17 protein-coding genes and 2 pseudogenes are annotated in these 25,496 nt (G+C 70.5%); 11 read left to right on the top strand and 8 right to left on the bottom strand.

The genetic code is table 11. The annotated features are described in order from the left end of the window. The first annotated feature begins 94 nt into the window (after positions 1-94). The 7 genes and pseudogenes from ACFYMM_RS25475 (at position 95) to ACFYMM_RS25445 (ending at position 9,196) form a co-directional block, all read left to right on the top strand. Positions 95-931 carry a helix-turn-helix domain-containing protein gene (locus ACFYMM_RS25475; RefSeq protein ID WP_388390343.1) on the top strand — a complete coding sequence of 279 codons (837 nt, stop codon included), beginning with the start codon at positions 95-97 and terminating at the stop codon, positions 929-931. Positions 932-1,043: 112 nt separating this feature from the next. Then, a pseudogene (locus tag ACFYMM_RS25470) lies at positions 1,044-1,595 on the top strand (IS3 family transposase); the annotation flags it as partial. Further along, positions 1,571-1,834, top strand: coding sequence for an integrase core domain-containing protein (locus tag ACFYMM_RS25465; protein WP_388390341.1), 264 nt, complete (start codon positions 1,571-1,573; stop codon positions 1,832-1,834). The pseudogene ACFYMM_RS25470 and the gene ACFYMM_RS25465, both read left to right, overlap by 25 nt. A gap of 657 nt (positions 1,835-2,491) precedes the next feature. Further along, entirely contained in the window at positions 2,492-3,040 is a 549-nt protein-coding gene (locus ACFYMM_RS25460) for a hypothetical protein (RefSeq protein WP_388390339.1), read from the top strand. A gap of 14 nt (positions 3,041-3,054) precedes the next feature. Then, a complete protein-coding gene (locus tag ACFYMM_RS25455; protein ID WP_388390338.1) occupies positions 3,055-6,261 on the top strand; it encodes a tetratricopeptide repeat protein in 3,207 nt (1,068 codons plus the stop codon). A 34-nt stretch (positions 6,262-6,295) separates the two neighbouring features. Further along, a complete protein-coding gene (locus ACFYMM_RS25450) occupies positions 6,296-6,976 on the top strand; it encodes a glycoside hydrolase family 20 zincin-like fold domain-containing protein (protein ID WP_388390336.1) in 681 nt (226 codons plus the stop codon). Between the two features lie 1,557 nt (positions 6,977-8,533). After that, on the top strand, positions 8,534-9,196 hold the full coding sequence (locus tag ACFYMM_RS25445) for a hypothetical protein (protein ID WP_388390334.1): 663 nt from the start codon (positions 8,534-8,536) through the stop codon (positions 9,194-9,196). Between the two features lie 397 nt (positions 9,197-9,593). Here ACFYMM_RS25445 and ACFYMM_RS25440 read toward each other — a convergent pair whose 3' ends face one another. From ACFYMM_RS25440 to ACFYMM_RS25425, 4 genes are all read right to left on the bottom strand, one after another. Beyond that, positions 9,594-10,214 (bottom strand): TetR/AcrR family transcriptional regulator, encoded by a 621-nt coding sequence (locus ACFYMM_RS25440; protein ID WP_388390332.1) that lies wholly within the window; start codon positions 10,212-10,214, stop codon positions 9,594-9,596. A 221-nt stretch (positions 10,215-10,435) separates the two neighbouring features. Beyond that, positions 10,436-10,717, bottom strand: a complete 282-nt coding sequence (locus ACFYMM_RS25435; protein WP_388390330.1) for a hypothetical protein — start codon at positions 10,715-10,717, stop codon at positions 10,436-10,438. Then, positions 10,714-10,896, bottom strand: a complete 183-nt coding sequence (locus ACFYMM_RS25430; protein WP_388390328.1) for a hypothetical protein — start codon at positions 10,894-10,896, stop codon at positions 10,714-10,716. The genes ACFYMM_RS25435 and ACFYMM_RS25430 overlap by 4 nt, the downstream gene beginning before the upstream one ends. 530 nt (positions 10,897-11,426) lie before the next feature. Further along, a complete protein-coding gene (locus ACFYMM_RS25425; protein ID WP_388390547.1) occupies positions 11,427-11,759 on the bottom strand; it encodes a hypothetical protein in 333 nt (110 codons plus the stop codon). 955 nt (positions 11,760-12,714) lie between these two features. Between ACFYMM_RS25425 and ACFYMM_RS25420 the strand changes: the two genes are divergently transcribed. The 4 genes and pseudogenes from ACFYMM_RS25420 to ACFYMM_RS25405 all read left to right on the top strand — a co-directional run bounded on the left by ACFYMM_RS25420 (position 12,715) and on the right by ACFYMM_RS25405 (position 17,708). After that, positions 12,715-13,374, top strand: a complete 660-nt coding sequence (locus ACFYMM_RS25420; RefSeq protein WP_388390326.1) for a zinc ribbon domain-containing protein — start codon at positions 12,715-12,717, stop codon at positions 13,372-13,374. Positions 13,375-13,438: 64 nt separating this feature from the next. Next, a pseudogene (locus ACFYMM_RS25415) lies at positions 13,439-13,696 on the top strand (DNA-binding protein); the annotation flags it as partial. A gap of 157 nt (positions 13,697-13,853) precedes the next feature. Beyond that, entirely contained in the window at positions 13,854-14,804 is a 951-nt protein-coding gene (locus tag ACFYMM_RS25410) for an RICIN domain-containing protein (protein ID WP_388390324.1), read from the top strand. Positions 14,805-15,257: 453 nt separating this feature from the next. Then, entirely contained in the window at positions 15,258-17,708 is a 2,451-nt protein-coding gene (locus ACFYMM_RS25405) for a SpoIIE family protein phosphatase (RefSeq protein ID WP_388390322.1), read from the top strand. Positions 17,709-18,539: 831 nt separating this feature from the next. Here the strand turns inward: ACFYMM_RS25405 and ACFYMM_RS25400 are convergent. From ACFYMM_RS25400 to ACFYMM_RS25385, 4 genes are all read right to left on the bottom strand, one after another. Continuing rightward, positions 18,540-20,315 (bottom strand): sigma-70 family RNA polymerase sigma factor, encoded by a 1,776-nt coding sequence (locus ACFYMM_RS25400; protein ID WP_388390320.1) that lies wholly within the window; start codon positions 20,313-20,315, stop codon positions 18,540-18,542. Between the two features lie 173 nt (positions 20,316-20,488). Next, the gene (locus ACFYMM_RS25395; RefSeq protein ID WP_388390318.1) at positions 20,489-22,405 is read right to left on the bottom strand and encodes an autotransporter; all 1,917 of its coding nucleotides are present in this window, start codon (positions 22,403-22,405) and stop codon (positions 20,489-20,491) included. Between the two features lie 218 nt (positions 22,406-22,623). Beyond that, positions 22,624-24,087 carry an alginate lyase family protein gene (locus tag ACFYMM_RS25390; RefSeq protein ID WP_388390316.1) on the bottom strand — a complete coding sequence of 488 codons (1,464 nt, stop codon included), beginning with the start codon at positions 24,085-24,087 and terminating at the stop codon, positions 22,624-22,626. Positions 24,088-24,873: 786 nt separating this feature from the next. Continuing rightward, positions 24,874-25,068 (bottom strand): hypothetical protein, encoded by a 195-nt coding sequence (locus ACFYMM_RS25385; protein WP_388390545.1) that lies wholly within the window; start codon positions 25,066-25,068, stop codon positions 24,874-24,876. Between the last annotated feature and the right edge of the window lie 428 nt (positions 25,069-25,496).

The following is a 25,496-nucleotide window of genomic DNA, read 5'->3' as shown; positions in this document are numbered from 1 at the left end:
GTTGCCGGGACCGAGTGTGTGGCGGCGGCGGCCCGGGGGTAAGGGACGGCACTTCCTGGGAAGACCGGTCCCACCCAGGAGGTTTGGACCGGTCATGACGACCCGAACCATGGACACCGCCCATGAGTTGGCCGCCTTCCTGCGGAGCAGGTGCGAAGGCCTCGACCCCGACCGGCTGGGCCTGCCGTCGCACCGGCAGCCCCGGCGGACGCCGGGGCCGCGCCGAGAGGAGGTCGCTGAACTGGCCGGGGTCAGCACCGACTACGTGATCCGGCTGGAGCAAGGCCGCGGGCTGCGACCCTCGGCGCAGGTGCTGGCGGCGCTGGCCCGTGCCCTGTGCCTGGATCCAGGCGAACGCGACTACCTGTTCGACCTGGCCGGACGCCGCCGCCCCGACACCACCGGCGAGCCGGCCGCCGGTGCGGCGGCGTCGCTGGCCCGACTGGTCGCCGACCTGTCGCCGCTGCCGGCCATGCTGCTGGACCATCGCTACGACATCCTCGCCCGGAATCCCGAAATGGCCCGGCTGCTACCGGGTTTCGAGGCCGTGCCGCCCTCACGGCGCAACGCGATGTGGCTGTGCCTGCTGCACCCGGCGATGCGCGGCTTCTACGCCGACCGGGAGCAGGTGCTGCGGGACGGGATCGCCCACCTGCGCGCGGCATGGGCCGCGCACCCGCAGGACCGGGAACTGTCCAGCCTCATCGCCGAGTTTGTCACGCAGGACGAGGACTTCGCCCGCTTGTGGTCGGAGCGGGAGGTCGGCGTCAACGGACGCGGACGGAAGGTGCTGCGGCATCCGGTCGCCGGTGCGATCACCGTCGAGTTCGAAGTCCTGCTGCCGCTCCAGGACCCGGACCTGCGCCTGCTGGTCTACCGCGCCGCGGACGAGGAGAGCCGCGCGTCCCTGGACCGGCTGTGCGCGCGGTGACTGGGCCAAAGACCGACAACTCACGGTTGGTTGCAAGAAGCGTGACCATTGGTGCCAACAAGCGTGAGCGGATATCCCGAATCCTTCGGGTCTCGCGCTCGGGCTATTACCGGTGGCTCGCCGACGCGAAGGCCGCGTCGAGAGGCAGGCCGCCGAGGACGCGCTCGTCGCGGAGATCCACGAGGTTCACGCCGCGCACAAGGGAACATACGGGGTCCGCCGCGTCCACGCCGAGCTGCGGGTCTTCGGGAACACCGTCAACCGCAAGCGCGTCGAGCGCCTGATGCGCCGGATCGAGGGCCGCGATCTGCGGCGCCGCAAGCGCACCACGGTCCCCGACCGGCTTGCACCACCGGCCCCGGACCTCGTCCAACGCCATTTTTCCGCCGGGCAGTTGGACGAGAAGTGGTGTGGCGACATCACATATGTGCAGGCTGGCGGGACGTGGCTGTATCTCGCCTGCGTAATCGACATCTGCTCACGTCGGGTGCCCGGCTGGTCGATGGCCACGCACATGCGCACGGAACTCGTCATCGACGCCCTGACGATGGCGGTGGCGACCCGCGGCGGCCACGTGGACGGGGTGACCTTCCATGAGGACAGGGGCGCGCAGTACACATCGACCGCGTTGGCACAGGTTTGCGACAGCCGCGGGATCCGCAGGAGCATGGGCCGGGGGGCTCGAGCTACGCCAACGCTCTCGCCGAGTGGTTCTGGCAGGGACCCAAAAGGGAGACGATGCACCGAAGGCTGTTCGCCACGATGCGTCAGGCTAACCTGGAGATCTTCCAGTTGCTGACCTGCTACAACACCCGACGACTTCACAGGGCCCTCGACTACCTGTCGCCAGCCGAATTCGAACGACGGCACCAGCGAGAACGTAAACTCACACTCGCAGCATGAACCCCTGTGTCCACACTCCGGGGGACACCTCACTCTTGGCGATCCCCGAAAAACTCGACGCGGCCCGCCCCCGCCGGACCGCACTTCAACCTGGCCCCTCCTCGGTACGCATGACCGCCACCGGCGCAAGGGGTTCGGCAGGCGTCGGCCCCACCGCCCACGACCGGCTCACTGCGCCGGAACGCTCTGCGCCGGCCTTCACAGTCAAGGCGTTGCGATCAGGGCACCTTTACAGCTCTCCAGAATTGGAATAACTTCCACTCTTGGAGTTGGATCAAGCAAAGGCCTGACCCAATGGAGTTGACTCATGGCGCAACCCGCCAAGGGCCGATACGGATCTGTTCGCCGCCGCCGGGCTGCCCGGAGTGGAGTGGTGTTGGTACTCGGCGCGGGGTTCAGTCTGGCAGTCGGCGCCTGCGGCCGTGCCTGCGAGGCCGCGCCCGGGGCCGCCGACCGGACGAGCACCGCGCAGACCCCGTCCGTGACACCCACGGCGACGCCGTCCTCAGCATCGCCATCGTCGTCCGCGACACCGAGCGCTGGTCCCGCCGTGGCCCTCACTGTCTCCCCCCGGGGGAGTTTCGCGGTCCGGAACCAGGGGGGACGCGCTACGGCGTTGCCCTGGCCACCGGGTTGCTGCGGAACGCTCGCCGGGGCGTGTCGAAGGCAGCCCCGGAATCCGGTGGCCTTTTCACGGACGCGGAACCGCCCGAGAGGGTCGTACTGGGCAGCTTCTGCCATGACGTCGACTACGACACGGACGACGTCCTCCCCTTGACGGTGAGCAGGACGGGGGAGCAGAACGTGCCCGGCCTCGATCTGGAGGTCGCCGCCGACGTGGGCATACCGCTGCCCAGTGGAGTCCAGGTGGCACTCGAAACGCGCGGATTCTGCGGCCGGGCGGGGCAGGACGGGCTGGGAAGGGCGACCACGGGAAGGACGGTCAGCGTGTTCCAGCCGTTTCTCCTCGTCGGCGAGGTGCGGACGGACATCCTGCCCGCCCTCCTCACCCTCAAGAAGTACCGCTCCGATCCGGCGAAGTTCCGCGACGTGCGCTTCGACCTGGTTCCGCAGAACGGCTACGGCGAGAGCGGCCTGCCCCGGATCAGCGACCTCAAGGGCATGGCATGCGGCACCCACGTGAGCATTCTCGGCGAGACCCTCACCCGGGGTGTCCAGATCCACGTCACTCGCCGGACCGGCTGAAAGAGAGAAGAGCGGTGGGAACGAAAGACGGGCGGCGCCCCGGAGGCTGGCTGCACCGCAGACGGCAGCGTCGTGTCGAGCAGAACCTGGATGCCCTTCAGGGCACGCTCGCGACCGTGGGCATGACGTACGAGAGCATGACGGAGCGGCTCGACCGGCTGGTCGAGGAGGGCCGTACCGAGGAGGCTGTACGGCTGGCCGAGGCGGCGCGGGCGACCGGGGAGCCGGGCAAGTGCGCCGCAGCGGAACTCCTCACCTGCCTGGCCGAGTTGACGGCGCAACGCTACGAAGAGGCAGGGGCGGCGATAGATCGCGCAGTCGCTCTCGTCGGTGCCGAGGCCGAGTGCGACGCCCTCTATTACCGGGGTGTCGCTCTCGCTCGCCAGGGCGACGCCCCGCAGGCGGCCGCGCACTTCGAGCGGGCCGGGCGGTCGCCGCTGCGCCGGCTGACCGCCCGATCCGCGCTGGCTCTGGGGTTCCTGCACGTCCAGGCGGGCGATGACGATCGGGCCCTGCCTCTGCTGCGTGCGGCATACGCGTCCGGATACGAGCCCGTCGTTCCTCAAGCCGCCTTGAACCTGGCTCAGGTGGAGCAGCGCGCGGGCGATCAGACGGAGGCCGCGCGGCTGTACCGCACCCTGCTGACCGGGCCGCCGGACATCGCCCAGGAGGCCCGGCTGCGGATGTCCCACATGCACACGGACCTGGGACAGTACGAGGAGGCGCGGCGGGCACTGGACGAAATGCACGGCCCTGACGCCGACGCCCAGGCTTCGGCCGCGGCCTTGCTGGCCCGGGCGAAATCGCATAGGGCGCAGGGCGACACGGGGCAGGCCGAGGTTCTTCTGCGCACTGCCGCGGAGGCCGGCGTACAGCCCCAGAGCCAGCTCGCCGAACTGCGCCTCGGCGACCTGCTGGCGGACCGCGGCGAGACTGGTCAGGCCACCCTCCACTGGCGGCGGGCGGCCGAGGGCGACCACACGGAGCTTGCCGGCGAGGGCGCTCAGCGGCTGGGCCGGGTGCTGACGGGCGATCCGGCGTTCCTGGTGACCGCCGACCCGGCCACCGTGAACCAGCTGCTGGAGCTGGCGGTGGGGCCGGGGGTCGCGTTCGTCAGGCAGGTCTACCAGACCTCGGCCGAGCTGCATGCGACCGCACCCGCCGCCGTACGCCGCTCCCTGCTCGCCCTGGACGCCGTGCGGCGCGGCGACCGGCAGCTGGCGTCCCGGATCAGCGCCGTGCCCCTGCCGGACGAGCCCGCCCCGGGGTGGGGACGTGTCGCATGGTCCACCGGCACACGACTCGGCGGCTTCCGCTGGAGTGCGGCGGGCCACGACGGCGGTGCGTACGGCGTGGTCACGGCGCTGCTCGACGGTCGCCCCGTCGCGGTCAGCGCGGGCGCCGACGGCACGGTGCGGGTGTGGGATCTGGGCAGCGGCGAGCCATTGGGCGCCGCCCTGGAGGGCCATCGCGGCGCCGTGGTCTCGCTGGCCGTGGAGGAACTGGAGGGCCGTACGCTGGTGGTCAGCGGGGGCGATGACGGGACCGTCCGCATACGGGATCTGAAGAGCCGTCAGAATCTGTGCCCGCCCCTGGCCGGTCACACGGGCCCGGTGACGGCGGTGGCCACGACCATGGTCGGCCGTCGGCCGGTGGCGGTCAGCGCGGGCGCCGACGCGACCGTACGCCTCTGGGACCTCGCGACAGGCGAGCCGGTCGGCAAGCCGCTCACCGACGGCAACACCCCGCTGCGCCTGCTGGCCACTGCCGTGATCGACCACCGAACGGTGGCGATCACGTTCGATGAGGAGGGCGTCGGGCGGGTGTGGGACCTTGGCAAACGCCGGCTGACGCAGCTGCGCGGGCGGATTCCCCGAGCCGGCGAGGCACAGTCCTTGACGACGGCGGTCCTCGACGGCCGGCCGGTCATGGTCTTCGGCGGGAGAAGCGGCGAGGTCGTCGTCGCCGAAATGGAGACCGGCGCGCAGGTGGGCAGCACGATCTCGGGGGAGGCGAATGGCGCGCGCGGGATGGTTCTGGCGCAGGCGCACGGCCGCGACATCGTCGTCACCGGAGGCTTGAGCGCGATCGCGCGGGTCTATGACCTGGCCGACGGCGAGGAACTCGCCTCCGTCTACACCGGTTTCGGCGGTCAGATCCATGCGGTGGCGGCCACCGTGGCCGAGGCGCGGCCCGTCGTCGTCCTCGCCTGCGCCGACGGAAGGATCCGGGCCTGGGAACTGCCCTGGTTCGATTCCCCGGGCAACCGGTCGTCCGGGCACGGCGACACCGTCCACTCCGTCGCCACGGCCGAGACCGACGGGCGCGCGGTGGTGGTCAGCACGGGCGCCGATGACACGGCCCGGGTGTGGGATCTCGCCACGGGGAACGTGGTGGGCACGCCGATCACCGGGCACGGCGGCACCGGGACCGCGATGGCGACGGCGCACATCGAGGGCCGGCTTGTCGTGATCACCGGCGGCTACGACGGCATGGCCAGGGTGTGGGACCCGGCCACCGGCGAGGAGACCGGTGGGCCCCTGGCACACGACGACGCCGTGAACGCCCTCACGGCGACGGTGCTCGACGGGCGTCCCGTCCTGGTCACCGGCGACAGGGCGGGTGCCGTACACATATGGGACCTGGCGGATCGCAAGCTCCTGCGGGGGCCGTTGCCCGGTCACGAGGAGGAGGTGGCCGACGTGGCCACGGCGTTGCTGGAAGGCCGCGCGGTCGCGGTCACCGGGGACGGCACGGGTACGGTCCTGGTGTGGGACCTGGCGACCGGCGCCCGGGTGGGGGAGGTCGTGACGGTCGAGCCGAACCCCGAGAGCGACGACGACGAGGAGTTCCTCGACGCGGTGGCCACGGCGGTCGTCGAGGACCGTCCCGTCGTGGTCACCCTCAGCAGCGACGACACGAGGGCAATGCTTCGGGTGTGGGATCCGGCCACCGCAGCCCCTGTGGGCGAATCCCTGACCGTGCACGAGACCGGAGCCGTCTCGCTGACCACGGCCGTACTCGGCGGGCGCCCGGTCGCGATCACCGGCGGCGAGGACGGCACCGTCCGCGTCTGGGACCTGACAACGCGCGAACAGCTCGCTCCTCCCACGCAGTTCACCGACCCCGTCACCGCGCTCGCGGCGGCGCCGGACGGCCGGCTGGTCGTGGCCTACGGCCCGGAGGTGACCGTGCTCGACGAACCGAAGGGAAACCGGTGACGGACCGTTTTCCGAGCCGCAGACGGTTCGCCGGATGGCTCCTCGGGGGTGGGGGCTTGTTGCCGCAGCCGCGTGCGGCGGGGCCTCACCGGCGCGAAACCGTACTCCTTCCAGCGCCCCGACGGTCATACCGGCCCTGTACAACTGGACGGCAGGCCCAACCAGGTTCACCCTCGGCGAGTCCCCGGAAATCGTCGTCGCCGGTGCCAGGCCGCTGCTGTCGGCCCCCGCTCGTCTCTTCGCCGCCGAGGTGAAAGCGCTGACCGGCGTCACGCCAACCGTGACGACCGGTACCGCGTACGACGCGCTGACCGGCGACATCCACCTTGCCCTCGACAACCCCGAACTGCCCAAGGACGCCTACTGGCTCAACGTCCGCGGCGCACTCACCATCAGCGGCTCCAGCGACACGGGCGTCTTCCACGGCACTCGGACGGTCGGGCAACTCCTGGGCCAGAGCACCACCATCCCCGGCGGCAGCAGCACCGACGCACCCGCTTACCCCGAGCGTTCGTTCATGCTCGACGTGGCCCGTAAGTACTACTCCATTGGCTTCCTCAAAGCCCTCATCCGGGAGCTCGCCTGGCTCAAGTACAACATGCTGCACCTGCACCTGACCGACACCCAGGCATACCGCATCGAATGCGACACCCATCCCGCTGCCGTCGCTGAGAAGCACTACAGCAAAGCCGAGATGGCCGATCTCGTCTCCTAGCTGCGGCCCGGCACATCACCATCGTCCGGAGATCGACATGCCGGGACACATGAACCCGATGCTCGGCCAGTACCCGGACCTGGCCTTGCGCGGACCAACGGCTACCTCAGCCTCGACCTGTCCCAGATGGACGCGGCGTGCGACCTGGCCCGGTCGTTCCTCAGCGAGTACTTGGACGTCTTTCCGGGACCGCGCTGGAGCATCGGCGCCGATGAGTGGCTGACCTCCGACGAACCGGCCCACGCCGTCTGGAGGAAGCGCCGAACGAGCTGGACGACCTGTGTGGCGACCTGCTTCTCGAGTGTTACGCGGAGCCCGCTCCCGCAGAAGACACTCCACCCGTGTATTCACGTCAGATACGGCTGCCGGACATCGCCGCCCGAACCGGGCCGGGCTGCCGAAGCCCGGCAGATCTCTGGGGACACGAGCACACCGTGGCCCAGAGGAGACCTCGTGCTGACCCTGCCCACCTGGCGGGCCCGCTTCGCCGCCGAGCGGCTGAGGGCGATGGACACCGGACAGCTCCTGTTCCGGGACGGCGCTGGCGTACCGTGCAGTGATCTCGCCTCATGACCGTGGGCGAGACATGGCGGAAGATACAGCCGTTGCGCGTCCCTGCTGGCTGGACGACGAGCTCGAACAGCTTCTACGAAGTGGACCCTGGGCCCGACACCATCGACTGGCTGTACGGATCCGTGCTGATCAGCGCTGACCACGCGGGTACGGGACTGTGCCTCGACACACGCTGGGAGCCGGCAGGTGATCCCCACGGGTGTTACGTCGTGGACTTCCTGCGCCTGGGATCGACGCAGGGGCGGTCGGGACGGCGGGGCGGATGCCGGGGTACTGCTCGGCACCTGGACGACGCGGAATCGCCCCGCACTCGTAGCAGCCTTGGAGGAGTTCATGTTCACACGCGAGGTACCGGGCGCGACGTACGGGACGTGCAGTGAGGGCGGGCCTGGCCGACGTCCGTGGGCAGGAGTCTGCGGTAGCGGACGAGTCGTTGCGGCCGAAGGCCCAGACGGGATCCAACAGTTGGGCCTGGTGGCTGCGGAAGGTGCGTGCTCACTCGCCGGACGCCATGCGCCTTCGTCGATGGTGGGCGGTGCCCGGGTGGTGGTCGGTCGGCGCCGACGCGTCGGTGATTCTTTGCGACGCCGTGGACGAGCCGGGCATGAGCGGGGTGTGGAGCGGTGAGCTGTTCCGGCTGATGGGCCCGGCGTCGGCCGTGGTGCGAGCACGGCTGGTGGACGAGCCGGACGGGCCCCTCCCCGTACATCTTTTCGTCCGTGTCTTCGGGGGCTGCCGCCATCCGGGCGTGGGCCGGCCGGCTTATTCGTCCTGTGCTGGCGGCGAACTGCTTCAGTGCGATCTGAGGATCGAGCCCCCGCTTGCGCCCGAGGTCCTGGACGAGGTGCGGCCGACCGGTCCGTCACCGCAGACGCTGAGCCTGGACTGGCTCACGCGGCTGGGGAGGATCGTGTCAGGGCGCTGGGACACTTCGCCAAGTGCTGGTACCCGCGGCCGGGTCTCGCCCCGGCCGCACGCGGTGCGGTGCCCGCCGACCTGCCGCGCGCCCTGCGGGAGTTCTACCAGCCGGCCTGCCAGCGGCCCGGGATGCTGGGCAGGCAGAACCGGATCCTGCCGGCCACCGAGCTGCGCCCGGGCGTGGATCCGCGACAGGTCGTCTTCGGCGAGGAGAACCAGCTCTGCTTCCACTGGGAGCTGGACCCGGCCGAGGTCGCCCCGGTCGTCTGGCTGACAGCGGCGGAGGACAGCGCCGAACGCGAGCCGCTCAACGGCCTCCTGATGCAGTTCTCGTTGTTCGAGGCGATGGCTGGGGCACCGTACCAAGCCCAAGCCAGGTACCCACCAGTACCAGAGCCGCTCGTGCAGGGCCTCACCGACCGGTTGCGCCCTGTGCCGTTCCGGCCGTGGCGGTGGCCGGCCGACCCGACGACGTTCCACGCCGCCCCCGGCCTCATCGCATGCACCAGTGACCTGGGCGACGGCATGTTCGAGATCACGATCGGCGCACAGCACCGCGGCGCACCACGGCCGTTCGGTGAACTGGCATCGAATGTCGTCCTTCGACGGATGACGTCCCCACGACCCGCCATCACCTCGACACGCACGTCAGGCGACGAGACGGCGGCCGGTCCGGTCGCTCGCCTCCAGAACCCCCTGTCACACCCTGACGGTACGTTCGCGCCATGAGTGTCTCCCTTTACTACCACGCGAGACGGGCGGAGCCGCTGACGGGGGTCGAGACGACCGCCATCCAACGCATCGTCGCCGCCCACGCGGCCTCCTTTCCGTATGCTACGAGTTGGGGCAGTCGATGCGGCTGCGCGAGACGACGGGGCCACCAAGCGGTAGACCCGAGGAATGCTCGACTCCGCCTGCAGCTTCTACCCCGACAACCTGCTGGCCTGCCCCCTGCACGAAATCCTGCAGAGCAGCGCGAGGACGAACGCATGGTGCTGTCCGATGCCCTCCAACCGCAGTCCTCCACCGTCGAGGTGCTGCTGGAGTCGTCCCGGTACCTCGTATTCGACGCCGAAGTCTTCGCGAAGGAACTACCCCGGAGCACCTGACTGGTGCATGCGCAGGGTCAGGTCCTTGCGTCGAGGCCCCGGGTGATCACGGTGAGGATGGTATCGAGCACGGGGCCCATGTCCTGCGGGTCGACATGGAGGCGGTCAGCGCGCCAGCTCAGGGCCAGGATGCCGTTCATGGCGGCCCACAGGGCGTAGGCGGCGGCTCGTGGGTCCAGGTCGGGGTTGAAGGAGCCGTCGGCGATGCCGTCGCGCAGTGCGGCGGTGAGTTTGGCGTTCTGTTCGTCGACGAGATCGGCGATGCCCTTCAGTGACCCGGCGTCGGCTGGGGGTTCGGCAAGCAGCCGGAAGTGGTACGGGCGGTCGAGGGCGAAGCGTGCGTAGGCGTCGGCGGCCAGCAGGATGCGTTCGCGCGGTGTGCCGGGGGTGGCGTAGGCGGCGTCCATGTACTCCCGGTTCTCCCGGAAGGCCCGCTCGGCCACCGCGACGAGGACCGCGGATCTCCCGCCTACCCGGTTGTAGACCGTCTGCACGGCCACGTCGGCGCGTTCGGCGACGGCCTCCAGGGTCAGGGCCGTGGGCCCGCCCGCGACGAGAATCGCCTCCGCCGCTTCGATGATCGACTGCCGCGTCGCGGCTGCCCGGCGGGCCGTTCGGGAGGTCTCGTTCGCTGCCACAGGGCGACTTTACAGAACCTGAAGATTTCATGCTCTTCCACAGTTGGAATTCACTCCAATAGTGTGTCTGTCGGTGTGGCCGGAACGGATGGCCGAAGCCTGCCGGCCGTACATCTGACGCTTGATCATTTTGATCCGGTTGACGTGGCCTTCGACGACACCGGAGCGACGACACCGGAGCTTCACGGCAGTGTGAGGCCGGCGGTGACGGCGGCGTCAGGTCAGGTGGCCGTGGCGCCCTGGCCTCGCCGGATGCGTCCGAGGAGGTCCCGGTGGTAGGCCGCGAGGCCTCCTCCGGGGATGGGTGCGGGGCTGCCGGTGAGGGTGTACCACTCGTCGGCGCCGGTGTACTGCACGGTGACGCAGGCGGTGTGCCGGTCATCGGCGAGGATGGTGCGGACGGTGAGGTCACCGGTGATGACGCCGACGTCGTCGGTCATCGCCCCGCCGGGGCCGGCGGTGACGGTGCTGGTGTAGGTGCCGGTGTCCGGGCTGGTGTTCATGCGGGGCAGGTGTCCAGCATCTCGCTCAGCTTGCTCTTCTCCGGCACGGTGGTGTTGAGGTCGAAGACATACTTCACGTGGGTCCCGGCACGCGCGTAGGTGGATCGGTAGGAGTGCAGCGGTGGTGCCCACTGGTCCAGGGACTGGTCGCCCTTTTGCCGGTTCGAGCTGGCGGACACGGCGACCAGTTGGGGGGTTGGTGAGGTCGTTGGCGAACTGGCGGCGCTTGGCGGTGGTCCACTCATCGGCGTCGGAGCGCCAGCCGGCCGAGCCCGCCTCGCACGGGCGCTCTACGAGCGGCTGGACCACCCAGAGCGAGCCGACCGAGTCGGCCGCCTCCTGATCCGTTGCGCAGCCGGGCGAGACCCGCCCGGTCCCCGGGGCGCGCCGTACGGCGGTGCCAGCAGGTCGGCCGCAGAGCGGCCGGTGGCCCGGGACAGAGTGGTGCTGCGACCGACGTACTGCAGGCGGCCGGACGGGGCGTAGCGGCCCAGAAGCAGCGTGCCGGGTGCGTCACGCCATCCGGTGACCGGCCGATCTCGGCTTCTGTGGTGACCCGGACCAACTGGCGGAGGGGCAGTGTTCCGAGGGTGTGCTATCCACGGACGTCTACGGCCTCGATCGCAGGCCGACGGCTTGCACTCCAGGTCGCGGCCGACGGTGACAAGGGTGACGAGGGCGCGGACTCAGTACTTCTTGCTGTCGTTCGTCACCCGTCGGCGAGGCGTTGGATGGTGGCGCTGAGCCATGCCTGGAGGTGGGCGGGGTCGCCGAGCTCGGAGCGCAGGACCCGGCGGCGGGTCGAGACGCCGAGTACGAAGGCGTCGATCGCTGCGGCTCGGCTGCGGGCGTCCGCCTCGTCCAGGCCGCTGTTGCGCAGGTAGCGGCACAGCGGCTCCAGCGCATTGGTGTCGAGGAAGGCGGCCAGCGCCTCGGCCGCCTCAGGGCGTTCGCCGGACGCGCGTTGCAGGACGAGCAGCGGATCCTCCCCGGGGGCGCCGAACCAGCGCTGGACGATGCTCGCCGCGAGGCGCGAACCCAGCCCTCTACCGCCGGGACCATGGCGTCACCAGCGAACCACTGCGGTACGGCTTCGACATCGCCAGCCCCTGAAGCGTACGAGGCAGAGGCAGCAGTCCACCACGGTCCCCACATTGCCGTGGACCCATCTCCCTCTGTTACCGCCTTGCGTAACCCGCAGCCCCGGAACGGGGTCATCCGTCACCTCTGTATGAGCCGCACCGGCGAGGGCACGGCGATGACAACCAGCGGCGATCACGATCGACGGCAAGAACGCCAGCGGCAAGAAGAACACCGCCAAGCCGTCCTCATCCGCGACGCCGGGCGCGAGCGTCTCCGGGGACGGCATCAACGTCGCCCTCTACACGGCACCACTACCGATGGCCTGGCAGCGACAGCCGCTGTCGGCGCTCACCCGACACGGTTTCACGGTCACCGGCACCGCCAACGCCACCGACCGACAGCACGACACCACCGTCATCCAGTACGCACGGGCCTCGAAACCCAAGTCCAGACCGTCTCCAAGCTGTTCCCGGACGCAACTTTGGAGCCCATCGGCGGCTCGGTCATCAACGTGGTCATCGGCGTCCCCTACAAGGCGGCGACGCCGCCTCCGCGACACCGGCAGCAGTCCCCAGCTCGGTTGCGAACGACGCCCGCTCCGCGGACGACAACCTGCGCTCCAACCTGTCCTACGGCACAGGCGGCTGACGATGCGCCCCACTCCAGCCGAACCTGCCAACAATCCTGCGAACTTCGAATCTTGCGCTCTGTCTCCGGCCTCCGAGCGGGGGTCGGCACCGACTACGGCGTACCGTCTCTCAGCGTACTCGCACCGCCGGCCCGCTCGGCTGAACCCCGACGGAACTGGGAGGGGCGCCCCCTGTCATTGCACGCCTCGCCCATGGCGAGAACCAGTAGCCTTCCGCCTGCGTCGTAGGGCAGTGTGCCGACGGCCTGAACTGTGGGGGGACCACATGAGCAGCGAGATCTACTTCAGCAACAACTACCGTGACCTGTGCGAGCGCAACGGTACCGGGGCCGGTTTCCAGTTCGAGTTCTCGTGCTCCCGCTGCTACGACACCTGGCGCTCGCCCTTTGAGTCGTACGCCGGTGAGCGAGCCGCGACCTGGCTCGGCAAGGGGGTGGACATGGCCTGGAGCCTGCTGGGCCGGGCCGGCGGCGGGCTCACCTCCGCAGCCGAGGGACTCGCGGGCGCCGGCTGGGGGCCCGCCCGAGACAAGGCTTTCGAGCGGGCGATCGGCAATGCGCAAGGACACTTCAACCGCTGTGCGCGATGCACCCACTACGTCTGCGAACGCTGCTGGAACGCGGCGCAGGGACTGTGCCTGAACTGCGCCCCGGACACCGCGGCCGAGGCCATGGCGGCCCAGCAGCGCGGCCTGAACGACACGGCCACACAGCGGGCGTACGCCGTGGGCCAACAGGCCGGCCAGGGGTACGACCCCAACACGCCCCGGCAGCTGGTCTGCCCACAGTGCCGCACCGAGACCCGTGGCGCCGCCTTCTGCTCCGGCTGCGGCTATCACCTGGCCCAGTCCACCGCATGCACCTCCTGCTCCGCCGTCGTGCCAGACGGCTCGGCCTTCTGCCCGAGGTGCGGTACTCGGCAATAGCACGGTCCCAGCTGTGGCCGGCCGGCCTGCCCTCGGAGAACGAGCCGGGGTGCCGTCGGTTCCTCAGCTGACCTCCACGCTCGACACCAACGAGGCGTTGCGCCGACTCGTGGCACTGTTTGTGCCCCGGCTGGCGGACTGGGTGGTCATCGACCTGATCACGGAGCGCGATGAGGTGTGGCGCACCGCGGTCATCCGCGCGGACGGCGACACGCTGGTGCACCACGAGGATCTCGAAGGACCGATGCCGCCGGTGCCGGAGGAATCTCCGATGCCGCTGTCCAGGGCGCTGCGCGGGGTGGCTTCGACCCTGGCCGGTCCCTGCCCCTGCCGGAGACCCTGCGCCCCTCACGGCGTACGTCGTCAGCCGCGCCAACGGGCTGCTGGCCGCCAACCGCCCCGGGCTGCGTCCCGTCCCCGGCATCACGGACTGACCGCGGGAGCGCCGCAACCTCACCCGCTACATGTTCCTGCACCCCATGAGGTGCAGGCTCTACCGCGACTGGGAGAAGAGGGCGGCGCACAGCGCGGCCCACCTGCGGGCGATGGCGGGCGCCGACCCGGACACGCCGGAGCTGACCCAGCTCGTCGGCGAACTCGTCGTGAAGAGCCCGGAGTTCGCGCGGCTCTGGGAGAGGTACGACGTACTGGCGCGGGGTCGCGGCCAGAAGCACCACTTCCAGCACCCGGAGGTCGGCTCCATGCGCCTCGGCCACGAGGTGATGGCGATCTTCCGCACGGACGGCCAGCGCCTTGTCCCCTACCAGGCCGCGCCGCGCACCCCTGACCACGACGCCGCGCCAACGGCATGGTCGCCGATGGCGGCGCCACCGCGAACGGCGACCCCGTCCTGGACCCCCTGGGACGGTGGCACCAAACGGCAGTGGCAGCTCAGGTACCAGGGCGGCGGCAAGTACTGGATCGTCAACCGTGCCACTGGCCTCGTCCTCGACGGTGGCGGCAACGTGCCCTCGGGCTCCGTGACCAAGCGGTGGTCCGGGAGCAGCAGCTCCAACGTGCAGTGGACCTTCACCGCGGTCTGGGCGGGGGCGGGGGCGGGGTCAGCCGCGCCGGCCCCCGCTGTCGAGACGGCGCCGCCAGGTACCCGAGCCCGTCGACGAGCGCAGCGTGACCACCAGGCGGTCAATCCGGCGCTGCGGATCTCCCCGCGGACCGGCAGCCATACAAGGGCCTCAGCCACGAAGCCCGAGGACTTCGGGACTGGCGACGCGCCGAGGTGCCCGCCGGGCCGGCCGCAGGCCATCGGACGCTCCGCGGCGACGGACGGCTCTGCCCGCGGGCGACGGCGTCGTGGGCCGCCCGCCGTCCTGGCGGCCGGCGGACTGGACCTCGTCGAAGGCAGCCTCCTGGGCACACTGGCCTTCTCCCCTGACGCCCCCCCGGCTGGCGGCCGGCGGTCGGCGACGTGAACGGCCGGGTCACACCGGTGGTACGGCGATCTCCGCCACCGCGCCGTCTGCTGCCCAACGCCTTCCGGCCCCGGATCTGCTCCGGCTGGAGGAAAATTTCGGCCCTCGCCCTCAGCACCGACGGACGCACGCTGACGGTGTGCGGGGCAACGGCGCCCCGCAACTGTGACGTGCCGACCGGGCAGCCGATCGGCGGACTGCGCACCACTCCGGGGGAGGCGGTGTACAGCGCCCTGGCGCGGGTGTGCGCCCGCGGAGCCGGACCCAGCCCGAGCCCGGCCCCGAGGCACAGCTGCTGACGTCCCCGTACGGGCGGGTGTCCCGGCCCAGGCCCGGGCTCTCGACCGCATCGGTTGGGACGCCATGCGGCAGGAGCGCTTCTAGGCTGGAAACAGCCGCCGCAAACCAGCCCCGGCGGACGCCGCTGTCCGGACGGAGGTGTGGCGCGTGGAAATGGCCGAAACTCAGGACGCACCCACCGCCGTCGTCGTGGTGGACCCGGACGACCGGGTGAGCGGCTGGAGCGAGGGTGGGTGTCAGCTGCTGGGCTGGAGGGCGGAGGACACCGTCGGACGACCCGTGACCGACCTGCTGGTCAGCCCCCGGTCACCCGGGTTCCCCGAGGGCCACGGCACAGCCGCCGACCTCTCCGGGCTCATCGCCCTGCGGCACCGGGACGGCTTCACGGTGGACGCCGTGGTGACGGCGCAGCCGCTTTTCGGCCCTCATGGGCAGGCACAGGGCCGTGTCATGATCGTCCGACGTTGGGATCGCCGGCCGGTCATCGCCGACAGGGCCTTCGAGCAGTGCCCCTTCGCCCTGGGTGTCTACGACCCCGAACTGCGGTTCCTGTGGATCAACGCCTCCTCGGGCCGGGTGATAGCGCACTCCGAGGAACAAGTGCTCGGTAAGAAGTACCGTGAGGTGCTTCCCGAGTTCGACCGCTCGCTGTTTCCCGAACGGGACGACAAGCCTTACACCGATCAGCTCTCCGAGGTGGCGAGGACGGGAGAGCCCGCGCGGCTCATCACCGTCTTCCAACCGCTGGGCAGCAACTACGCCAACGCCTGGGCCACCAGCATATGGCCCGTGAGGGATGCCGAGGGCAGGATCCGCGCCGTCGCCAACTGGGGCTTCGACATGAGCGCCGAGTACTGGGCCCGGCAGCGCCTGCTCATCCTCAACGAGGCCGGCCGCGACATCGGCCGGACGCTCGACGTGATCGGAACGGCCCAGGAGCTGGCCAGGAGTTCCGTACCCAGATTCACCGACCTCGTCACCGTGGACCTGTTCGACGAGGTGCTGCACGGTGAGGAACCGCCCTCCCTCTCGGAGATCACGAGCCGGGGCACCATCAGGCTAAGCCGCGCCGCCCGGTACAGCGCCAGGGAGGACAGCGACGCGCAAACCGGGCTCCCGACGCCGGTCACGCACGCCTTCGACTCCGTCGCCGCCCGCTGCATGGCCACCGGCACGTCCATGGTGCAGCTCGCCGCCGAGCCCGGCCCCGGCGGCGAATGGGCCTTCGGCCCCGGACTCGCCGCCGACCCGGCCCACTGGCCGCCGGGCAACCCGCTGATCGACAAATCCATCGCGGCGGACGCGCTGACCGGCCGGATCACCGTGCCGCTCCGAGCACGCGGCGCGCTGCTCGGCGTCGTCTCGTTCTCCCGCAGCGACCGGCCCGAGGCCTTCACCGCCGATGACCTGATCCTCGCTGAAGAGCTCACCGCCAAGGCGGCCGTCGCCATCGACAACGCCCGCCGGTACTCGCGCGAGCGCACCACCGCACTGACCCTGCAGCGCAGCCTGCTACCGCAAGGGCTGCCGCACCAGGAGGCGGTCGAGGTGGCATCCCGTTACCTGCCTGCCGGGACCGGCGCGGAAGTGGGCGGTGACTGGTTCGACGTCATTCCACTGTCCGGCGCCCGGGTCGCGCTGATCGTCGGCGACGTCGTCGGTCACGGCCTGCACGCCTCGGCCAGCATGGGGCGGCTGCGCACGGCGGTCCGCACCCTCGCCGACGTCGACCTGCCGCCGGACGAGCTGATGACCCACCTGGACGACCTGGTGCTCCACCTCGCGAGCGACCTCCAGCCGTCGAGCCACCTCCAGACCACCGGCGAGACGGGCGCCACCTGCCTTTACACCGTCTACGACCCGGTCTCCCGCCGTTTGACGATGGCGAGCGCCGGCCATCCACTCCCGCTGATCATCTCCCCGGACGGCACCAGCACCCCTGTCTCCGCACAGCCCGGACCGCCGCTCGGAATCGGTGGGCTGCCCTTCGAGGCGACCGAGCTCGAGCTGCCCGAGGGCAGTCTGTTCGCCCTCTACACCGACGGACTGGTGGAAAGCCGCGAGCGCGATGTCGACCAGGGAATCGCCGAACTGCTGCGGGTCCTGAACCATACGGTCACCTCGCTGGAGGAACTGTGCGACACGGTGACGGACGCGATTCTCCCCGAACACCGCACCGACGACGCCGCCCTGCTGCTCGCGCGCACTCACGCGCTGGATCCCCAGCACGTCGCCGACTGGGACGTCGAACCCGAGTTCGCCGAGGTGCCGCGCGCCAGGCAGTTCGCCATCGACCAGGTCGACGCCTGGGGCCTGGAGGAGGCGGCCTTCGTCACCGAGCTGGTCGTCAGCGAGCTGGTCACCAACGCCATCAGATACGGCGAGCCCCCGATCAGGCTCCGGCTGATCCGCGACACCGCCCTGATCTGCGAGGTATCGGACTCCAGCAACACCGCTCCGCATCTGCGCCGGGCGCGCACCTTCGACGAGGGCGGCCGAGGCCTGTTGCTCGTCGCCCAACTCACGCAGGGCTGGGGCACCCGGCACACCAGCCACGGCAAGACCATCTGGTGCGCGCAGTCCCCCCAGCCCGATCCGCCATGAGGGCCGGGGCCGGCAGACCGCCATCGGACAGGAAGGCCGCCAAGGGCGCAGTGGAGCCTCGGCACCGCGGCGTGCGATCCGCAGACCGCACGCGGATCGACTGTTCATCGGTGCGAGCGTGATGGGGTCTTCGGGAGTGTATGCCGACGCGTTCGGCCGACGCGGCGGGCGCCGGACGCGCTGGGCCACGACGTTGCCCTGAGCGCCGGCCCGGGCATCCCGGTCCGGTTTTTGCACCGGATCGGGATGCTGTCGGCTCCAGGTAGCCGGTGTTGCGACCACCGGTTGAACCCAAGTTGCGCCCCATGGTCGGAATGCAACGTCGAGCCGTCCAGGCCGCTGCGGGGCCGGGTGGCCATCCGCAAGGCGTCCGACACCAGGCTGGTGCGCATGTGGTCGACAACCGCGTCCGTGGATGGTGCCGCAGCGGGCGACGAGTGCGGCCCGCCATTCCCCGTCGTCGTTACCATCGGCGTCCGGGACCACCGCGGCATTCGTGGCGGGCGCCTTTGACGAGGATTTCTGGGAACGGTTCAGTCCGCGATTCCCTGGATCCGCACGTGGGCGGGCGAGCGCGGGAACGTCTCTTGCCGTCGGCCGGGGCGGCGCGTGCGCTCCCGCTAGCGGCGCCGTCTGCCGAACGTCCGGGCGCGGGAGGGCCCTTGGTCATCCCCGTGCAGGTGCGGCGGTTCTTCCGCGACCGGTCCGGATGCCGACGGCGGACGTCCGCCGAGCAGGTTCCCGAGTCAGCGAACGATATCGGCGCCAACGGCTGTGCCGGAGCCTACGGTTGGGCACCGGCCGCGCGAAGCCGATCGCGTTCGCACGGCGTCAGGACACGACGGAGCGCTGGGGCACGGTGACCGCGTCGGTCGGCGTGGAGCGGGTGGTGTACTGCGGTACGGGAGCGTCGTCGCGACCCGTGTCGCGCACGAGTCCGTACCGTTCGCGGTCGGCGGAGTTCGGGGCCGGGGGACTGGCGATGTCGTCGGCTGTCTCCTGCCAGGAGGAGGGCAGGACGTCGAGGTTGTAGTCGGCCTGGGTCTCGTTGAGATGGAGGGTGACGCTGCCGTCGAGGTAGTAGTACTCGTTCTGCCACATCTGCTGGGCTCCCGGCGGCAGGCTGATCAGTCCCTGCTGCGTGTTGCCCATCCAGGTGCCGTCGGCGATCGCGCCCGGCTGACGGTCGTCCATGCGGTGGCCGCCGCCCGAGGCCACGTGGAACAGCTTTCCTCGCAGTCCGGTCCACGAGGGCATGGTCAGCAGCCCGGGGCGCAGCCCGTACATCACGTCCCAGTGGACGGTGAAGTAGCCCTTCCCGCGCAGTACCACGCTGTCCCCGCGGTGGACGAGCTGGTAGCCGCCCAGGTGCCTCTTGAGCCCCGTCATCGTCACCGCGGTCTGCGAGCGGCGGGGGAGTGCCGCGGGCGGCCGGTCCGGCGGCGGCGCGCTGTCCACGGCGTCGACCACGGACCCGTACCGCGGCTGGGGCAGGGGCCGGGGCGACGGACGCGAGACGACCGAGCCCCGTACCGGTGCCGACCGCGACGGTGATGCGGTTGCGGTGGGCGAGGGCGCGGGCCTCGGGCGGGAAGCCGTCGGAGCGGTGACCGGACGCGCCGACGGGCTGGGCCATGAGGTCGCGTACACGAGTGCGCCGCCCACGGCGAGCAGCGCACTCGCCGTCACCACCGCCTTCGCGGTGAGGCTCGTCCCTGCGATCCCTGCCGTCCCGGTCGTCGCGGAACCCCCGCCGCCTGAAGTGGCCGCGGTGCCGGCATGATCGGCCGCCGGGACGTGCGTTCCCGCGGACAGCCAAGGGCGCCAGGCCAGCAGCGCCGCCGGCACGGGCAGGAGGGCCAGGGGTGCCAGCAGTCCTTCCGGAGCCAGCAGGTCTTCCTCGTGGCGCAGGCACCGCGGGCACTGTCGCACATGGCGGCCGAGGCGTTTGCGCCACAGGCCGCTGGGGGTCCCGTTCCACTTCAGGGTCAGCCGGGTCAGTTCCCCGCATGCGGGCCTGGCCGCGAGGGCTCGGACGATGACGCGGGAGGTGTGCAGGCGCTCCTTCATGCGTTGCACCCGTACAGCCGCTTGCTGGCCGGTCATGGCCAGAGCGGAAGCGAGCTCGGCCCGGGCGAGCCGGCCGGCCGTCTCCAGCCACCACAGTGACAGCAGCTCCCGGTCGTCCTCATCGAGCCAACGGGTCGCGCGCACGGACTCCTCGCGCTGCCCGGACAGCCGTAGGTCGAGGATGACTCCCTCGGCGAAGTCGGCGGCCGGGTCGGGCCGGTGCTCAGCCGCGTCGAACGCCGCTCCCGTCGTCTCCCTCCTGCCGCGCCTGCGGATGTGGTCGCGGACCTCGTTCACGGTGATGGTGATCACCCAGGATCGGAACGCCTCCGGCCGCTCCAGTCCCCCGATGCCGCGCAGGATGCGCATCATCGTCTCCTGGACGACATCGTCGACGTCGTCGCGGTAGGGGTGCGCACGCGCCGCGACGCTGTAGACCAGCGGAAGCGTCCGGGAGCTGAGCTCTTCCAGAGCGCCGCGCTCGCCGGCCCGAGCCGCGGCGACCACGTCGGCCGTGGGCGCGGCATGCCTTGGCACTGGGTCTCCCTTCGACCTGCCACGGGTACGAAGCCCCGCTCGCTCCGGCCCGCCAGGTTCCGGGCGCCCTCGGGCAACCGCCGTCGGTATCACGGACACCGTGGTAGCGCTCTCATCATAAGGGTGAGCGCTGACAGCCAGGGCGGGCCAGCGGAATCCATGGCGGCCGGGGATCAGCGCGAGTGACGCGGGGCCGGACGCGGACGCGAGCGGCTGCGTACGAAGAAGAAGAGCGAGGCGGCGCCGGCGAGAACGACGCCCGCGACTCCTGTGACAGCCCACCGCACGTCGAAGTTGCTGCCCGTGTCCGCCATGGTGCCGGTGGAGGCGCCCAAGGGCCTGGCGGGGGAGGGGTCCGGTCCTGTCGCGGCGGAGTGGTGTGCGGGCGTGGGGGCGGGGAGAGCGGTGAGTACGGTGTGGGCGCCGGCCCGGCTGACGGAGAAGCGCACCCCGCCGATGGCGAGACGGGTACCGGAGACCTTTGCGGTCGTCGAACCGACGGTCAGCTCGGGGGAGTTCCGTCGAAGAAGGATCTTCGCACCTGTGACGACCTGCAGCCTGCGCAGGGTCGTGGCGCGTGCCTTGCTGAGGTCCAGGACGGCCGAGGGACCGCTCAGAGCGACCGCCTTGGAAGTCCGCAAAGAGGTCCCGGAGACGATCAGGCTGCCTTTGGCCACGGTGGTGACGCCGGTGTAGGTGGCGCTGGTGACGGTGGTGGCCGCCGCCCCCTGTTGGGTAACCGATCCGGTACCGGTCACCGCCGGGAGCGCGGTGGGTGTCCTGGTGTTGCGGATCACGAGTGAACCGTTGTCGATAACTTTGTCGAGGACTCCGCCGGTGTGGAGGCTTCCGTCGCCGCCCGAGGTTCCGGAGCCGAGATGGAGGGTCGCCCTCCTGTCGATGGTGGTGGATCCGTCGTAGTACTGGGCTGCTGCGAAGGTCACGTCGTTGCCGCTGGTGCCGGCGACGACGATGTCCCCGGCGCCGGGAGCGCTCAGGGTGTCGTGGTACATGCCGCCGCCGATGGGCGCGCCCAGGGTTACCGGCCCGTTGTAGTCGAAGGTGAGCCGGGAGCGCTGCCGTCTGGCGTGCAGGTTGATGTAGACCGTCTGTGCCGTGCCGGGCATGAAGATCATGTGTGTGGTCCCGTCGCCCCACTGGACGTCGGCGCCCTCGATGTTGGTGCCGCGCTTGTTGAGTTTGTGGGGCACGGGTCGCCAGTTCAGTCCGGGGTCGCTCAGCGAGGGCGCCGCCCCGTCGGCGCTGTCACTCCAGCTGTAGACGCCGGTGAGGATCACCTTGCTGCCTGGGCGGGAGTGCACGTTGACGTCGTTGCCGTACTCGTGGCTGTAGAAGTTCTGCCGCTGTACGACAGTGTGGTTGAGCGGGGTGTCGATGATCCATGAACCGCGGTTGACGATGGAGCGGGCGTTGGGCAGGTCGGCGGCACAGGTGGTGCTCGCGAAGTTGACGCCCGTGCCGTTGTCGAAGATGCCGGAGAACGGATTGGTGCCGCAGACCTGGAGCGTTCCCCACATGCCCCGGGGCTGGGTGACCAGGCCGGAGCCGCTGATGACGCCCAGGTTGAACAGCCGGGTCAGCGAAAGGCGCAGTGTGCCGTCCACCCGGATGTTGTCCTGATTCTGCTGGTAACCCGGTGTGTTGTACGGGAAGGACCCGATCAGGCCGGTCGTACCGCCGGTGCCGTACTGGAGGGTCGCTCCCGCGTCCACGGTGACCGCGGGCTCGTCGGGACTGCCGACCACGACGTACGGGTGGTTGCCGCCCGGGATCTGGACACTCTGGTGCTGCCGGGAGTGCGGCAGGGTGAAGGTGCTGTCCCTGGCGAGGACCAGTGTGCCGGTGCCGGACACGCGAAGGGCCCCTTCACCGCTGATCACGCCGGTGTACGTGTGGGTTCCCTGTGGGACGCGCACGACCGCGTCGCCGGTCAGGACGACATCACGGTTCGCCAGGACGGCCGAGGTGATGTCGCCGTCCGCGGCGACCGCGCTGCCCGCGGCAACCGCCGGGGTGACGGCTCCGGCGACGAGAGCGGACGCCAGAGCAAGGTGCCAAGATCGCTTCATGGAGTCAGGGCGCTTCCTGGAGTGCTGGTGATCCTTACGGATGTGGAGACCGGTGGCCGGCCACCGGCATCTCAAAAACCTGGAGAATTTTTCCGTTCCGCCTACGAAGGAGGCCATCGGCTCGCTGTCCGGGCCGAGCAACCTCTGCCGGTTCGACCGTCCCGGCCAGCGCGACAGCCGGCAGGGGAGCAGAGGCAGGGAAGGACTGCACCGCCCTGCTACGACGCCCCGTGGCGCCCCCGGTCGCGTCGGCGCAGGAAGAGCAGGCCGCCGGCGACGGCGGTGACGCCCGCGGCGGCCGTCCACCCGACGATCTCCCCGGAGCCGGTCGCGGCGAGACCGTCCCCCGTGGTGGGGGAGGCCGATGCGGCGGCCGCCGTCCGGGGCCGCGAGCCGGCGGCGGCGCCCGAGGCCGAAGCGGCGGGCTTCGGCCTGGCCTCGGTGTCCGTCGCCTTGTCCCGTGTGAACGCCAGCGTTCCGAAGCCGAGCTGGTCGAACCCGCCGCTGTTGGGCCCGTAGTCCCCGCCGCCGCCCTCGGGCGCGGCCTTGGCGGCGATCTGCGTGAGGTATGTGGCGGACAGCCCGCGCCGCTTGGTGTAGTGGTTGGCGACCATGGCCCAGACCGGCCGTACCTGTGTCGGGCTGGCCTGGGCGACCGCGGTGGGGTGCTGGATCCCCGGACGCTGGTCCAGTTGGGCGTAGGGCGTGTACGGCACATTCCCGCCCAGGCTCCACTTGGCCACGTACTGAGCGCCCTTGAGGAAGCGGTTGTCGTCGTAGCCGTACAGGTCGATGCCCTGGTTCCAGGCCATCTCGCAGAAGGTGCCCATCAGGCCGACGCCCATCAGCGAGTGCCCCTGGTCGCGCCCGGCCTCCATCCACTGAGCGAGCCCGTCGTCGAGCACGGCCGGGATGGCGTGCTTGATCGAGCCCATGCCGGCGCCGTGCTTGAAGTACTCGACGGCCCGCTCGACCTTGGCCTGGTCGTCGCAGAAGATGCCGGTGGCCAGCGCGCAGGCCATGTTGCACAGGTCCCAGTTGGGCCAGTAGTGGGGGGCGGGAGTGCCGTTGTTGTGTTTGACGAGAAAGTCCTCACTCACCGAGTAGAAGACGTCGACCAGCATCTTCTGGAATCTCTCGAGCTGGAAGTCCTTGTGGTCGCGGACGAGTTCGGCCGCATTGGCGGCCTGGTACCCGTATATCCCGGCGGCCAGGAACCGGTCGGCGCTGCCGAAGACTTTCGTCAGCTTCGCCGACCAGGCGTTGAGGATCGCGACGGCGGTGTCGGCGTGCGCGCTGTCGCCACTGACGTGGTAGCGCAGGGCGTTCTGGTACGCGGCATGGATGTCGTTGTAAAGGATCCCGTAGTTCTGCGGCCACGTGCTGCGGGGGCGCAGTTCCGCGCCTCGGTACACGATGGTCTGCGGATTGGCCGTCCAGTTGCTCTGCGAATGCCGGTTGGCGGTCAGCTTCGCGTACCCGGCGGTGTAGGGGGAGGCGCCGGCCTTCACCTTGGAGGCCATCCGGGCGAGGTCGTCGCCGGTGTGAAGCAGGCCGGGGTGCGCGAAGGCCCCGCCCGCCGCCACCGAGGGGGTGGCGGCGGCGCCGATCGAGGCGGCTCCGGCTGCGACGCCCGTGGCCTTGAGTATGGTGCGGCGGCTGATCTGTCGTGTCCCATGCATGCCTATAAGACGGATGGGGGAGGACGCCGATAACGAAAACCTGACTGGCCGCTCCGTGGTGCAAAGGACCACCGGCGATGGGGGCCCGGCGCCCCGCATCGGCGATGCGGCCGTCCGGCCGGCCTCGCCGCCGGAGCGACCGTGTGCGCCCAACTGCTCCGGACCGTGGCCCGCGGAGACAACCTGGTCCTCGAAGGACCGCTTCGGAACTGGGCTGAGGACCTCCGCCGCCGCTGAGCCCGCGCTGACCCTCACGCGGTACGTCGACATCCACCTTGCGGAGACGCGACGTAACATCGCCTCCCTCGGCTCCTAGCGGTTGGGCAAGAAGGCACTGCCGACGGCCGGGGTGGACAGGTCTTCCGGGGCGAGCGCGTTGCCACGGTCGACGTCTAGGACCAGGAGGGCTCGAGTGGCTGGAGAGTCTCCGGTGGTTCGACGCGTACCCGTGACAGCGGCGAGACGCTGGCAAACGGCCAGGCGCCGCCGTGCGCGATCTGCGATGACCCGGCGGCGTTCGACTTCGACTGCGTCGTCGCCGGCCGCGCGCTGGACGTGTCCACCGCCGGCTGGAGCAGCGGAGAAAAGGTCACGGTCGACGGCGCCGCCTTCCTCGGGAGTGCGCGTACAGCCCTGCCCGTGCGAAGTCCACTTCGACGCCGCCGTCTCGGTCCCCGACACCAGCAACGGCGAGAAGAAGGGCTTTCTCGGCCAGCAGCCGCCGCAGGTCGGTCCCGGTCCAGACCTCGCGTTGGGCTGCGGCCGTCCGCAGCCGCCATCGGATCTTCACGCTGTGGTGTCCTTTCCGGTCAGCTCGACCAGGGTGGCGGCTACCGCCCGCTGGTAGGCGTCCTCGATGAACGTCGCGTAGGGCCGGACGTAACGCATGGCTGAGCTGACCGTCCAGTGGCGGAGCATCTGCTGGATCGCGACCAGATCGACTCCGCGCTCGTAGTTGTGCGTCGCGCACGCCCGTCGCAGGGCACCCGAACCGATCGACGACGCCGAGGCCACGCGGCCTACGTAGCAGTCACGCGCACCCGTCGGCGCCTGGACCTCGGAGGCCTGTCCTGGATCCGCGACACCCCCCAGCAGCGCTGTCCGTCCGTCAGCCGTCACCTGATCGCAGCGCTGACACGGCCGTCACGCCTACCCGGACGCCCCGCCTTTCGCTGTGCCACGCCTGGCCCGCACCCGCTGCGCTTGCCAGCCCGCGCACGAAGTCTGCGTCCCAGGACCTGGACTTGTTCCTCGGCTCGGACAGCCAACCCTGCAGCCAAATGACGCCTCGCAGTTGGAGAGTGAGATCAGGCGTGTACGGAACAGACCCGCTCGCCCCACAGGCCCTCCTGCTGCTTGCGGCGCCGACGGTGTTCGCGTTGGGCCCGGGCGCGGGCGCATTCACGGGT

Source organism: Streptomyces sp. NPDC006739 (assembly GCF_042869815.1).
Classification (GTDB): Bacteria; Actinomycetota; Actinomycetes; order Streptomycetales; family Streptomycetaceae; genus Streptomyces.
Note: the sequence above shows the minus strand (reverse complement) of the source record. Positions and strands in the feature narration are given on the sequence as shown.

Bases quoted from the DNA above. Each gene is read 5' to 3' on its own strand.
- ACFYMM_RS25435 (WP_388390330.1), bottom strand. From the start codon at position 10,717: ATGAACACCAGCCCGGACACCGGCACCTACACCAGCACCGTCACCGCC.
- ACFYMM_RS25410 (WP_388390324.1), top strand. From the start codon at position 13,854: ATGAGGTGCAGGCTCTACCGCGACTGGGAGAAGAGGGCGGCGCACAGC.
- ACFYMM_RS25390 (WP_388390316.1), bottom strand. From the start codon at position 24,087: ATGCATGGGACACGACAGATCAGCCGCCGCACCATACTCAAGGCCACG.
- ACFYMM_RS25475 (WP_388390343.1), top strand. From the start codon at position 95: ATGACGACCCGAACCATGGACACCGCCCATGAGTTGGCCGCCTTCCTG.
- ACFYMM_RS25405 (WP_388390322.1), top strand. From the start codon at position 15,258: ATGGCCGAAACTCAGGACGCACCCACCGCCGTCGTCGTGGTGGACCCG.
- ACFYMM_RS25395 (WP_388390318.1), bottom strand. From the start codon at position 22,405: ATGAAGCGATCTTGGCACCTTGCTCTGGCGTCCGCTCTCGTCGCCGGA.
- ACFYMM_RS25450 (WP_388390336.1), top strand. From the start codon at position 6,296: ATGGCTCCTCGGGGGTGGGGGCTTGTTGCCGCAGCCGCGTGCGGCGGG.
- ACFYMM_RS25420 (WP_388390326.1), top strand. From the start codon at position 12,715: ATGAGCAGCGAGATCTACTTCAGCAACAACTACCGTGACCTGTGCGAG.